This is a genomic window from Paenibacillus sophorae (assembly GCF_018966525.1).
GTDB lineage: Bacteria > Bacillota > Bacilli > Paenibacillales > Paenibacillaceae > Paenibacillus_AQ > Paenibacillus_AQ sophorae.
The window spans coordinates 5,372,427-5,385,024 of the sequence record NZ_CP076607.1 but is presented as its reverse complement, the minus strand read 5'-3'; the positions used below and the strand labels follow the sequence as shown (position 1 = coordinate 5,385,024).

11 protein-coding genes are annotated in these 12,598 nt (G+C 54.3%); 8 read left to right on the top strand and 3 right to left on the bottom strand.

Annotated features, from left to right (window positions below; all coding sequences use genetic code 11):
- Positions 1–23: 23 nt before the first annotated feature.
- Positions 24–776 (bottom strand): hydrogen peroxide-dependent heme synthase, encoded by a 753-nt coding sequence (gene hemQ / locus KP014_RS26040; RefSeq protein WP_036605306.1) that lies wholly within the window; start codon positions 774–776, stop codon positions 24–26.
- A gap of 178 nt (positions 777–954) precedes the next feature.
- Here hemQ and KP014_RS26035 point away from each other — a divergent pair, with 178 nt between their 5' ends.
- The 3 genes from KP014_RS26035 (at position 955) to dnaI (ending at position 4,016) form a co-directional block, all read left to right on the top strand.
- Positions 955–1,251 carry a YuiB family protein gene (locus tag KP014_RS26035; RefSeq protein WP_036605305.1) on the top strand — a complete coding sequence of 99 codons (297 nt, stop codon included), beginning with the start codon at positions 955–957 and terminating at the stop codon, positions 1,249–1,251.
- 257 nt (positions 1,252–1,508) lie between these two features.
- Positions 1,509–3,035, top strand: a complete 1,527-nt coding sequence (locus KP014_RS26030; protein WP_036605303.1) for a replication initiation and membrane attachment family protein — start codon at positions 1,509–1,511, stop codon at positions 3,033–3,035.
- Between the two features lie 18 nt (positions 3,036–3,053).
- Positions 3,054–4,016, top strand: coding sequence for a primosomal protein DnaI (gene dnaI, locus KP014_RS26025; protein WP_036605346.1), 963 nt, complete (start codon positions 3,054–3,056; stop codon positions 4,014–4,016).
- 507 nt (positions 4,017–4,523) lie between these two features.
- Here dnaI and KP014_RS26020 read toward each other — a convergent pair.
- Complete coding sequence (locus KP014_RS26020) at positions 4,524–4,682, bottom strand: YqzM family protein (protein WP_090834270.1); 159 nt, start codon at positions 4,680–4,682, stop codon at positions 4,524–4,526.
- A 177-nt stretch (positions 4,683–4,859) separates the two neighbouring features.
- Here KP014_RS26020 and KP014_RS26015 point away from each other — a divergent pair, with 177 nt between their 5' ends.
- From KP014_RS26015 to uvrC, 3 genes are all read left to right on the top strand, one after another.
- Complete coding sequence (locus tag KP014_RS26015) at positions 4,860–5,096, top strand: hypothetical protein (RefSeq protein WP_036605301.1); 237 nt, start codon at positions 4,860–4,862, stop codon at positions 5,094–5,096.
- 371 nt (positions 5,097–5,467) lie between these two features.
- Entirely contained in the window at positions 5,468–5,785 is a 318-nt protein-coding gene (gene trxA / locus KP014_RS26010; protein WP_025688833.1) for a thioredoxin, read from the top strand.
- Between the two features lie 387 nt (positions 5,786–6,172).
- A complete protein-coding gene (gene uvrC / locus KP014_RS26005; protein ID WP_090834271.1) occupies positions 6,173–8,251 on the top strand; it encodes an excinuclease ABC subunit UvrC in 2,079 nt (692 codons plus the stop codon).
- Positions 8,252–8,445: 194 nt separating this feature from the next.
- On the opposite strand, the gene KP014_RS26000 is transcribed toward uvrC, so the two are convergent.
- Complete coding sequence (locus KP014_RS26000) at positions 8,446–10,179, bottom strand: CPBP family intramembrane glutamic endopeptidase (protein ID WP_051499394.1); 1,734 nt, start codon at positions 10,177–10,179, stop codon at positions 8,446–8,448.
- 200 nt (positions 10,180–10,379) lie between these two features.
- Between KP014_RS26000 and KP014_RS25995 the strand changes: the two genes are divergently transcribed.
- Positions 10,380–11,738: a TrkH family potassium uptake protein gene (locus KP014_RS25995; protein ID WP_036589234.1), complete on the top strand. Its 1,359-nt coding sequence runs from the start codon at positions 10,380–10,382 to the stop codon at positions 11,736–11,738.
- Positions 11,739–11,752: 14 nt separating this feature from the next.
- Entirely contained in the window at positions 11,753–12,433 is a 681-nt protein-coding gene (locus tag KP014_RS25990) for a potassium channel family protein (protein ID WP_036589230.1), read from the top strand.
- The last annotated feature ends 165 nt before the right edge of the window (positions 12,434–12,598 follow it).

Here is a 12,598-nt window from a genome sequence, read left to right as displayed (position 1 = left end):
GCTGCGGAGCACACCCTTTTTAATTACACTTTTAGCATTTCCTCAAAAGATTCGGAAGTCAGCAGGTTGCCGATATAGAACGATCCGAATTCGCCGTAGCGGGCGCTGACCTCGTCAAACCTCATCTCGTAGACGAGCTTCTTGAACTGCAGCGCGTCCTCTGCGAACAGAGTTACGCCCCATTCCCAATCGTCGAAGCCGACGGAGCCGGTAATGATCTGCTTAACATTGCCGGCGTAACCGCGACCGATCAGCCCGTGCGAGTACATCAGCTCCTTGCGCTTGGCCATATCGAGCATATACCAGTTATCGGCCAGCTCCCGCTTCTTGTTCATCGGGTAGAAGCAGATATGCCGGGCTTTCGGCAGAACCGGCTTTAAGCGGGCGGCGATATGCGGATTCTGCATCGGGTCTTCTCCGCTTTCTCCGCCGGAGTTATAATTGCTCAGCTCCACAATGCTGACATAGGAGTAAGCCTTGGTTGTAAAGGGGGCAAAAGCGGTCTTGTTGAAGGCTGCCTCAAGCTTGTTCAGGTCCTCCAGGCTTTCACGCAGGTGCATCATTACGAAATCGGCCTTCTGTCCCACGATCGAATACCAGGCTGAGCTGCCCAGGTTCGCCTCCTCGACACCGGCCCATTCTGCTATAAATGCATTCAGTTCATCCAGAGCCACAGCGCGTTCCTCATCATCGGCCGCCGTCCAGGCGGTCCAATTCAGAGAGCGGAAGTCATGGAGAGCATACCATCCTTCCAGCGTCAAAGCGGCTTCACTCATGTGATCACTCCTCCAATGGTTGTCCTTCTAAGCATTGTAGCGCAAGCTTGCGGTGAAGAGCAAACACTGCCGTCGGCTCAGTCACGGAAATTCATTGCTTCGTCACCTTTTTTCTAGTAAACTGACTACGGGTTGATGCTTTATGTGAGGTTCTTTATAGAGAGGGGAAGTGAGTCGGGTGGGATTTATTCCTGTGTTTGTGCTCGCCGTTCTGTTCTTTGTAATGATGTTTGGTATCGGCTTTATCCTCAATATGTTAATGAAAACCACATGGTTTCCCGCTTATTTATTCGTGCTCGTCATGTTGCCGGTGGTGGTGTATTCCATCTGGGACCGTTCTTCCGTGACGCTGTGGGAGCATCTGTCTTCCTTTCATCCGGTGGACTATTTGACCGGCGCCGCCGGCTTGGCCGGAGCGGTGCTAAGCGGCTGGACGATCCGGCGTCTGCGGCTGGGCGGATATAAAATGTTCTGACGAATAAGGTATGATGAGAAAGCGCAGCGGCCGCTTTCCCGTATTCTGCGGGAGCGGCCGTTTTAGGTTGGATTTTCATCTTTTTTTCTAAAAAATCCGCATGTGTCAGGATGACGAGGACCGGCTGCGAACGAGCGGGAGAAAGCGTCTGTTTTGGGCTTTTTTCAACATTTATAGACAGTCGATTTATGATAGAATAGAACTCTACTTGAAAGAGAAACCGTCTTGAATTCGCGAAAAGGAGGAGGTATCCGAAGATGCATATCAGTCATTTACATCATTTCACCGAACATCATCGGTACTGCGTTTCCCGCGAATTCGGTCTAAGTCCCGTAGACGAGCGTATGCTGAGTTCTATCTACCAGCCTATGGTCGGCGCTTTTGCCATAAGCCTGTACCGTTTGCTCTTCTCGCATGTTCCTGCGGAGAATATCGGCTACTCGGCTGCGGAACCGCAGCGCCGCTTGTTTCTGACGCTGGGGATTGAACCAAATGAGAAAGGCCGCAGATCGCTGATTGAACAGGCTTCCCGGCTCGAGGCAGTCGGTCTGCTTCAGACCAGCCGTATCTTTATACCGGAAACCGACGATTATTTGTACGAGTACGAAATGCTGCCGCCGCTGTCTCCATCAGACTTCTTTGCCACCCAGCATTTAACGCTGCTGCTGCGCGATAAGGTAGGTAAATTCGCCGTATTGTCGCTTAGGGAGCAGTTCTGGAGCCGGGAACCGGAGGAGTGGAGCCGGAGCGCCGTAGGCAAGGAAAATATATCACGGCCGTTCTATGATATTTTTGAGCTGAACACGCATGTCATCGATTATGAGCTGGAGCAGGCGCTGACCGAGGTGGCCGCTGTCCGCCAGCCAGTGAAGAGCGCCGAGGGCAAGCTTGCGATCGGTTACAGCGACATTATTCTGCGCTTTCCGCGGGAATCGGTCAACCGGGCGCATGTCGAGAAGCTGCGTTTTGATTTTGATCAGATGGGCGTCATCAATTATGTGGCCCATAAATACAAGCTCGGCGCGCAGGATATGTGCCGGCTGCTTGATGAGGACGGTATTTTTTCTCCGGATGGCGAGCTTGTGCTTGATGAGCTTCAACACAGGGCCAACCAGCATTTCCGGCAACATATGAAGCGGCAGGAGCAGCGGGAAGTATCGGCCGCCAAGGTCGTAGCTATCAGAGCCGCGGAACAGGGAGATGGAGCGATCATACCCGATGAGCAGCCTGTTGAAATGGAATATTATGTGGAGGTTCCTCCACAGTTCCTGTCCAAATGCGATATTCACCAATATAATATGATGCTGCGCAACGAGCCGTATACCCGGCTGCTTCAGACTTTTTTTCCGGGCGCGGTGCCGGGGCAGCTGATGGATATTTTCGAGAAGATTGATTTGAATTACAAGCTTCCCGGCGAAGTGATCAACGTGCTGATCCACTACCTGATGACGCTGGTTGCCTCGGGAGGAGAACAGCGGATCAACCGTAATTTCGTGGAGGCCATTGCTTCCAATATGCTGGTTAAGCAGGTCAACAGCTATGAGAAGGCGGTACGCTACATACGCGATCAATCCAAGGTAAAAGGAAAAGGAGCCTCCGGCGCGCCGGGGACGCGTTCGCGTTCCTATGCCAAAAGGGGCGGGACTTCCGGCAAACCCGAAATCCAGATTGCGGTGGATGACGGACAATCGGGAGCCGTGAGTGAAGAAGAATTTGCGGCAATGATGCAGATGGCGGCCGATATCAAGGCCAGCAAGAAAAAAGGAGCGGCGGAATCGCCGTAGGAAAGTGAGGTGTTAAGAGTGGAGTCGATGGGCGAAGTGCTTCGTTCGATGAATAATCCCGCTCTGCGCCTGCGTTCGAGGGATTTGGAGCATGAACTGCTGAACCATCCGCTCGTGCTTCGGCTTCGCACCGAGCATCCCGAACTGGAAGAATCCAGGCTCAGGCTTCATTTAAGCCGCCTGTATCAATATGTGGAGGAAGCCCGCAGTTGTGCGAATTGCCCCGGCCTGGAGCGGTGCCCCAATGATTTTCAGGGCCATTACAGCAAGCTGACGGTGGAGAGCATCGGCGGGTTCCCTGATTTGTATGAGCGCAAGACCGCATGTGCGCTGCAAGTTGCCAGAGACAATCAGGAACGGATTCGCAAACGGATTCGCAGTTTTTATGTGGATGATCGTGTGCTGAACGAAGGCTATGACGAGATTGAGATTATGGGCAAAGATCCCCGGCGCGCTCCGGCGGTGAGCCGGCTGTTCCAATATATCAAGAGCACGAAAGAGACGGGGCTGTCTGCACGCGGGCTGTATCTGTACGGCTCCTTCGGCACCGGCAAGACGTTTCTGATGTGCTATCTGCTGCATGAGCTGGCGATTGCCGGATTCAGCGGCGTTATCGTGTACATGCCTGATTTTGTCGAGGAACTTAAAGCGATCATGATGGATGGCCAAAAGCTGAAGGAAACCGTCGATACCATGAAAGAATGCGATCTGCTTATTTTTGACGATATCGGAGCGGAGAATTTGAACCCCTGGGCGCGCGACCATGTGCTCGGACCGATACTCAATTACCGGATGAACCGCAAGCCGACGTTTTATACGTCGAACTATCCGCTGGATGGGCTGGAGAAGCATCTGAGCTTCACCAGCAAGGATGGCGAGGAAGTCTACAAGGGACAGCGGCTGATGAACCGGATTTCGCCGTATGTGGATGTGGTGCAGCTGGTAGGGGAGAATCAGCGGGTGGAGCGGGACCCCTCCTAAATCAGTGGGCGGCCCCTCCTAAATCCTCCCCAATGGGGAGGACCCCAAGGGCTGGCCCTCTGGACACCCGAAATTTTGCAGGGGAGCGGCGTAGGCGGTAGGGAGTTGCTGTTGCGCGTGGAGCGGTCCCTATTCGGCTCCCGCCCTGACGGGCGGCGGCCGAAGGACCTTTCATGCGATGGAGCGGCGGACTGTGCACCAAGCGAGAGAGTGCCCGCTGTCCCTGCGGGATGCGCTTTACGTTAGCGTGGGGATGGCGGATTGTGCATCAAGCGAGAGAGTGCCCGCTGTCCCTGCGGGATGCGCTTTACGTTAGCGGGGGGGATGGCGGATTGTGAATAAAGCGAGAGAGTGCCCGCTGTCCCTGCGGGATGCGCTTTACGTTAGCGGGGGGATGGCGGATTGTGCATCAAGCGAGAGAGTGCCCGCTGCCCCTAACGGGATGCGCTCTACGTTTGCGAGGACAACAAGAAACGGCAGGCCCGGTAACCCGGGACTGCCGTTTTTTTACTCCGATATTAGGAACTTGATGATGACCATGCCGAAAAATACGACCGCCATAAAGGTAGTCATTCCGAAAAAGCCGTTCATCAAATCGCCAAGGTCATTGCGGGGCTCTTCATTTACATGCTCCCGCGGGTCGTGTTTCCGCACATTGACATCCATAGTTTGACCTCCTCGCAGAAATGGCCAATCTTTTTGATTGCAGGAGTATGAATTAAGTCATTGACATATAATGCGCTTTCTTTAAGTATACCCAAATCCCCGGCAGGTTGTAAAGATACTCCAAGATTGTCCTTATGATATGGGAGGACCGCATGGCGAAGCGGCGAATGTATTCGGATGGCCTTGATTTTTCTGAAAGAGAGGGAGGATTCGGCGGCACACGCCAAAAATGTGAATATTCTTCGTGACCAGCCGGGAATTACGCTTACTGGATTCGCAAGCGATGCCGGGATGGGAATCTTAAAAGCGGGCATAGGGGTAGACCGCAGCAAGATAACGGAGAAGCAGCTGGAAGCTGATGTAATGTCGCTTTTGACTGGTGCAGCCTCGTTTGTGAATAAAAAGAGCCGATGAAGCCGCTCTATCCGTTTCACTTGGTTATTGAGGAAATAGGAAGTTCCATCGAATCCATTCTCGCCGATAAGCCCGCGGGCTCGGGAGTTATTCATTGGCAATCCGTACCCTGAATCCGAAGATTAATGTGACATTTCACATATGCTAGACAAATATGTTATAATGAGAATGAGTCGATAAATAGTAATCTGGTTACCATATTACATGAATGCATTTAATATTGCTGGGTCTTACGAAGCAGGCTTCAATTGAAGCTTTTTCTCTTCGCAAAACTGATGTATAGGCAAGCGGAATAATCCGCTATGCAGAAACCATCATATATTACGAAGCGAGTTCTACTTCGCAAAACCCCTTTAAGGAGGAACATTATCATGGCAATTGTTAACGTGTCTGACCAATCCTTTAACAATGAGGTTCAAGGTCAGGGTACTGTTGTAGTAGACTTCTGGGCACCTTGGTGCGGTCCTTGCAAAATGCTTGCTCCGATTCTGGATGAATTGTCCACCGAGCTTGGAGACGGCGTGAAGATCGCGAAATTGAACGTGGATGAAAATCCGGAAACGGCTTCCCGTTTCGGCGTTATGAGTATTCCGACTTTGATCTTCTTTAAAGACGGCCAGCCTGTCGATAAAGTGGTCGGTCTGAACTCTAAAGAATCGCTGAAAAACATCGTAGCCAAACATCAATAATTTTAATACCGCATTGTCCGGGCCTTTGGCCCTGCCCAGCGCCTTCGGTTCAAACCGGAGGCGCTTTGTGCGCTATGATAAGCGATCCCGAAGGGAGAGCGGTGCTCGCACGCATAGGTCACCAATCCGCCGAAGCACGAAGTAAAGCGAATCCCGTAGGGAGAGCGGGTCCCTGCACGCAGTACCAGGCGCCGTATGAAAGGTCCAGAGGCCGCCGCCCGTCAGGGCGGGGCAGAAGGACCGCTTGATTCAAACCAGGTCACCACCCCAGGCTCAGCGCCGCTCATTCGCCCATTTCCGGGTGTCCAGAGGGCGGAGCCCTTGGGGTCCTCCCCATTGGGGAGGATTTAGGAGGGGCGCCCACGGATTTTAGGAGGGGAGAACCACATGGACTACATGGACAACATCAGGGGCAAGCTGGCGCTGCTGCCGGACCTGCCCGGATGCTATCTGATGAAGAACGAAGAAGGCACGATCATCTATGTAGGAAAAGCGAAGGTGCTGAAGAACCGGGTCCGCTCCTATTTTACGGGCAGCCATGACGGTAAGACCCAGCGGCTCGTTGCGGATATCCGCGATTTTGAATATATTGTCACGGCCAGCAACATGGAAGCGCTCATTCTGGAGTGCAACCTGATCAAAAAGCATATGCCGCGCTACAACGTGCAGCTCAAGGACGACAAGACCTTCCCCTACATCAAAATTACGAATGAACGGCATCCGCGCCTTGAAGTGACGCGCCGGGTGCTCAAAGATAAGGCGAAATATTTCGGACCATATCCGAACGCCTACGCGGCCCAACAGACGAAGAAGCTGCTTGACCGGATGTATCCGCTGCGCAAATGCGGAGCGATGCCGAAGGAGGTATGCCTGTATTACCATATGGGCCAGTGCCTCGCCCCGTGCGAGAAGGAAGTGTCCAAATCCGACTACGAAGAGATTACTCAGAGCATTTCAACCTTTCTGGGCGGTGGGCATGAAGCGGTCAAGAAGGATCTTCAGCAAAAGATGCAGGAGGCTGCGGAGGAGCTTTATTTTGAACGGGCCAAGGAACTAAGGGATCAAATCAACTATATCGAAGCTCTGATGGAGAAGCAGAACATCAACACGCCGGACACAAAGGACCGCGACGTATTTGGCTATGCCGTGGATAAAGGCTGGATGTGCGTGCAGATTCTCTATATGAGACAGGGAAAAATGATTCAGCGCCACTCGTCCAGCTTTCCGTTCTACGGAGAAGCTTTCAGTGACTTCATGTCGTATGTGACGCAGTATTACAGCGAAAATCCGGCGCTGCCGCAGGAGATTTTGTTGCCTGAACCGCTGCTTATGGAAGGCTCGGCAACGGTGCTTCCGCCGGAGCCTGCGGACGCCAGAGCCGTGTCACTGGACGGTCCCGCTGCTGCGGAGAGCGAAGAAGCAGCAGCCGGCGCTTTTGGCGGGGCTGCTGTGAGTGCTGCCGATACCGCAGCTTACGGCAGCGGACCGGCCTTTGCCGTGGCCGAAGAAGACCTGGCAGGGGAAGAGGAAACGCCGGAGGAGACAGCGGCAGAGACGGCGCAGCGCGCCGCCGCAGCAGTGGAAGCTGCCGCTGCCGGCGTGGTGGATGCCGCAGGCGGGGCGGCGGCGCTGCAGCAGTGGCTGGGCATCAAGGTCATGGTGCCGCGGCGCGGACTCAAGAAGCAGATGGTCCGCATGGCCTGCGAGAACGGACGCGTGGCGCTCGAAGAGAAGTTCCGCCTGATCGAGCGGGATGAAGAGCGGACCTCCGGCGCGGCCCTTGGCCTCGGGCAGAGCCTTGGGCTGGAGAGTCTCAGCCGGATTGAGGCGTTCGACAACTCGAACATCCAGGGGGCGAATCCCGTATCGGCCATGGTCGTGTTCATTGACGGCAAGCCGGCGAAGAAGGAGTACCGCAAATACAAGGTGCGTACCGTGCAAGGGCCTGACGACTATGAGACCATGCGCGAGGTGATCCGCCGCCGCTATGAGCGGGTGCTGAAAGAGGATCTGCCGCAGCCGGACCTGATCGTCGTGGACGGCGGCAGAGGCCAGATTTCCGCAGCAGTCGATATTCTGGAGAACGAGCTGGGCCTGTTCATCCCGGTCTGCGGCCTCGTCAAAGACGCCAAGCACAAGACCGCGGAGCTGCTGGTCGGCGACCCGCCGGAGCCGGTTCATCTCGCTCGGGACAGCGAGGAGTTTTATCTGCTCCAGCGCATCCAAGATGAGGTGCACCGCTTCGCGATAACTTTCCACCGCGAGCAGCGCGGCAAGTCGATGGTCACATCGCGGCTTGACGCCATCCCGGGAATCGGCGAGAAACGGCGGAAGCTGCTGCTCAAGCATTTCGGGTCGCTCAAGAAAATCAAAGAAGCGACGGTAGAGGATTTCCGCCCTTTGTCCATTGGCGACAAGCTCGCCCGGCAGATTCTAGAGGCGCTAAAAGACGAAGAAAAGGTATAGGCGGCGGTTGATTGACGAAAGGTATTTTCCACTTATTACAGATCATAAGCACCCAAGCTTAAATGTCTTCTATCTAAAATAAACAGCCCGAGAGCGGATGCTCCCGGGCTGTTGCCTTATTATCTGTATGTGAGCCAACGCCCGTCAAGGGGGAAGGCCGCCTGATTCGGTGTAATTCTCAAGCGTCCATGCAGTTAAACCATATGCTCCGGTTGCGGATTCGGACCAGGCTCCGGTCCAGGGTCCGGGGACTGCGGCTTAATCTCCTTACCCGGCGGATTGAACAGATATACAATGTAGCCGACGAGAAGCGGTATAACAATCGTAATGACACCGGCGATCACATTCACCGGCTCGCGCATGAAGATCAGGGTAATGCCCATCAGAAGGCTGTCGAACACGACATGGCTGAACATGACGGCGATAAAGCCGTACCGCAGAAAAATATAACTGAACAGCAGGCCGATCACCGTCAGCTCGATCGGGCGGGAACTGATCGGATAGATCGGATAGAGGGTATGTCCGAACGCCCAGACAAGGGTCGTGATCAGACTGGCGAGCAGGGTGCTGCGCACGATTTTTTTCAGCATCCGGATACCGAACAGGCGATAGACCGCTTCCTCGGAAAGTCCGGCCAGCCAGGCCACGATCGGCAGCAGCCAGGCATAGCGCATATTGTAGGGCGACTGGGAGGCATCCGTCGTCGACCAGTTGTGCAGCGTGTACTGCAAAATAATGAACATCAGCGTCTGCACGCCAAGCAGCACGAACGCCCAAATATATCCGGCATATACGCTGTCCATGAGGTATCTGCCGTAGCCCGGCTCTTTTGACCGGGGCCAGGGGTTCAGCCCTTCTTCTTTCCGCCACAGGCCGTTTCCGCCGACCAGCGAGAAGTAGAGCAGCGCGGACATCAGCAGACTGTACAACGTATAAATGATAAACATGACGATGGTCGTGATCCGGTCAACCGTGGCTGTGCCGGTCGTTTCGGGCAGCATATTGTAGGTGCTGATCATCATAATGGCAAAATGGGCGATACTTAAAAAGAGACCGCGCGCAAAAGAAGTGTGCTTCCGGCGGAGAATACTGTAGATTAACGCCAGAACGCCGAGCGCGAAGGTAGGCAGCCCGTAACCGAACAGTGTAAAACGCGTGGCGCTCGACACTTGCGATTTTACATAGTCGGTATGCCATTCCGGCGCGGAAAATCCGGGCTTGAAGAGCGATACCTCCCCTGCGGTAAACTTGAAAGCATAACGTAGCGGGACTTCCCCGACTTTGACCGAGCTGTCGGTATAGATCAGGCCGTAGCTGCCGGTTGAAGAAGAATTCCGTTCCAGCCGCGAAGGGTCGGCTCCCCACTTATTCAACCATGGTGCTGCAAGCTGTTCCTTCTCCTGCGGGGTTAGCGAAGCGTCGCTGACGATGTCTTCGCTGTCATCTTTGCCGGTTAGGACAGCTTCCGTCTCGTTCGCTTGCTTTCCGGCTCCCGCAGGGACGCGGGTGAAGCCGGCCGTCTCGCCGGTATACATATTCAGATCGACCGCCAGATTTGCCCATTTATCCTCCTGGGAATCAAGGGAAGCATGGAACGTATCGAAAGGATAACGGCGGTCCAACTTTCTTTTGCTGTAATCCTCCAGTAGGCTTTTTCGGGACATGTATCCGTAAAAAGAGGAATCCGACTTATAAGTGACGATCCAATGGTCGCCGGGTTCCGGTATGTATCCAAGCTGTTCTGCTGCAAAGCGGACCGCCTTCTCGCGGGCTTCCGATTTACTGATCGCCGGCTCGCTGCCGGGACCGCCTTGGGTAAGTGAGGGGACGATCTGGAATATGACAAACAAAATCAGACCGATGAGGCCTGCGAGAACAAGTCTTTTGGAGATGGGCCGCTGATGCAAGGGTTGGCCGACGGGATTCATGAAACGCCTCCTTGGATATATGATTTCTAAAACCGATTAACTATCTTAAAATATCACAGCCGGGATGCGAAAAGCCATTTTTTAGGGCATAAACGGTGAAATCCGCTGAAAAAAACGGTGAAATTGCAAACTAAATTTGATACTATCGCCTAAGAACAATGTATGAAGGAAAAATGCATTTTATGGATGGGGTGACGGAAATGGCTTCACAAACATCAAAGGTTTCCGAGTATCGCTGGCTGAAGCTGTCTCCGCCCCAAATATTGGTGATCGGCTTTGCCGTCATCATATTGATCGGCGCCCTTCTGCTCATGCTGCCGGTCTCGCTGGCCCCGGGGAATCACATCACGTTCCTGGATGCGGTATTTACGTCCACATCGGCTACCTGTGTTACCGGATTGGTCGTTCATGATACGGGCACGTTCTTCTCGGCCTTCGGACAGGTTGTCCTTATGCTGCTGATCCAGGTCGGCGGTCTGGGCTTCATGTCGATGGCGACCTTGTTCGCTCTGGTGTTCCGGCGGCGCATCTCCCTGCGGGAGCGGCTGGTGCTGCAGGAAGCGATGAATCAGAGCACTATGGAAGGCATCGTCCGGCTGATCCGCAGCGTCCTGATCTATTCGCTGGTCATCGAAGCCTGCGGCGCGCTGCTCCTTACGATCCGCTGGGCTTTTGATATGCCGCTGGGACGCGCCGCTTTCTTCGGCGTATTCCATGCTGTCTCGATGTTTAACAACGCAGGCTTCGATCTGTTCGGCGGGTATCGCAGTCTGACCGGCTATGCCGACGACCCGGTTGTGAATATAGTGGTCATGTTTCTGATCGTCTCCGGCGGCATCGGCTTTATCGTTATGTCGGATATTATGGACTACCGGCGTAAACGCAAGCTCTCGCTGCACAGCAAGGTTGTACTGTCCATGACTGCGGCACTGATCGTGACTGGCGCTGTTGTTCTTTTTATATTCGAGTTTACGAATCCGCGTACCTTGGGCTCGCTCGGCTGGGGCGGCAAAATATGGGGGGCTTTCTTCCAATCCGTCACCCCGCGAACGGCCGGCGCCAACACGCTGGATATGCCGGGTCTTAGGCAGGCCTCGCAGTTTTTTATTGTTATTCTGATGTTCATCGGAGCTTCTCCCGGCTCGACGGGGGGCGGCATTAAGACGACCACGTTTACGATTATGATTGGAGCGGTGATTGCGATGCTGCGCGGCCGGAATGATATCGTGCTGTTCCGCTACCGTCTGGCCCAAGAACGGGTGTTCAAGGCGCTGACGATTACCCTTCTGGCCCTGCTGCTGATCGTCGCTGTCTCGATGGTGCTGTCGACCACGGAGGATGCGCCTTTTTTGAATCTGCTGTTCGAGACGACATCGGCCTTTGCTACGGTGGGGCTCAGTCTGGGGGTTACGCCGGATCTGTCCATGGCAGGCAAAATCCTTATCTGTCTCACCATGTTCGCCGGCAGGCTTGGCGTATTGACGCTGGCCTATGCGCTGGGTCCGAAAAAGGGTAAGGAATTGTATCGCTACCCGGAAGGCAAAATGATTATCGGATAAGGGGATAAACGGGAATGAAAGCACAGCAATTTGTAATCATCGGCCTTGGCCGCTTCGGAGCCAGCCTGGCGCTTGAACTGATGGAAATGGAATATGAGGTGCTCGGCATCGACCACAACGAGGAGCGGGTGGAGGAGATGACCGACAAGCTGACGCATGCCGTTATGGCAGACGCGACGGACGAGGGCGTGATGCGGTCACTGGGCGTTCGGAACCTGGACTGCGGCATCGTGGCGATTGGAGACAATATGGAACGCAGCATCCTTACCGCCATCCTCCTGAAAGAATTGGGCGTCAAAATGGTGGTGGCCAAGGCGATTTCTATCCTGCACGGACGCGCTTTGGAAAAGCTGGGGGTGGACAGGGTCATTTTTCCGGAACGCGATATGGGGGTCCGTGTGGCGCATCAGCTGGTGACTCCGCATCTGCTCGATTACATCGAGCTGTCCAAGGAATACAAAATCGTCGAGCTGACCGTTCCGTCCTGCATGGACGGCAAGAGCCTCGCCGAGATCAATACCCGCGCCAAGTATGGCTGCAGCATTATTGCGCTTAACCGCGGTGGCGGGGTTATCGTTGCGCCGACCTCTCATGACCATGTCAATGAGGGCGACATTATGGTTGTGATCGGCTCCAACGAGAGCATCGACCAATTTGAAGAGGAAGCGGTGAACCGCGAGGAATCCGAGGCTTGATAAGCCATTTAGCGGCTGACAAAAGCGCAGCTGGTGAGCACTACTGGAATAACTCTGGCGGGGCTGGCTCTTTGCCTTCTGCCGGATATTCCTATGCTCACGCAGTTGCAACAGATGAAGCGGATGAAAAAGACTCTCTAAGGCTGGTGGCGGGCCGAAAGAGAG

Excerpts from the sequence above, each read along its gene's own strand:
- KP014_RS25995 (WP_036589234.1), top strand. The coding sequence starts at position 10,380 with ATGGCTTCACAAACATCAAAGGTTTCCGAGTATCGCTGGCTGAAGCTG.
- KP014_RS26020 (WP_090834270.1), bottom strand. The coding sequence starts at position 4,682 with ATGGATGTCAATGTGCGGAAACACGACCCGCGGGAGCATGTAAATGAA.
- uvrC (WP_090834271.1), top strand. The coding sequence starts at position 6,173 with ATGGACTACATGGACAACATCAGGGGCAAGCTGGCGCTGCTGCCGGAC.
- KP014_RS25990 (WP_036589230.1), top strand. The coding sequence starts at position 11,753 with ATGAAAGCACAGCAATTTGTAATCATCGGCCTTGGCCGCTTCGGAGCC.
- trxA (WP_025688833.1), top strand. The coding sequence starts at position 5,468 with ATGGCAATTGTTAACGTGTCTGACCAATCCTTTAACAATGAGGTTCAA.
- hemQ (WP_036605306.1), bottom strand. The coding sequence starts at position 776 with ATGAGTGAAGCCGCTTTGACGCTGGAAGGATGGTATGCTCTCCATGAC.
- KP014_RS26015 (WP_036605301.1), top strand. The coding sequence starts at position 4,860 with ATGGCCTTGATTTTTCTGAAAGAGAGGGAGGATTCGGCGGCACACGCC.
- KP014_RS26000 (WP_051499394.1), bottom strand. The coding sequence starts at position 10,179 with ATGAATCCCGTCGGCCAACCCTTGCATCAGCGGCCCATCTCCAAAAGA.
- KP014_RS26030 (WP_036605303.1), top strand. The coding sequence starts at position 1,509 with ATGCATATCAGTCATTTACATCATTTCACCGAACATCATCGGTACTGC.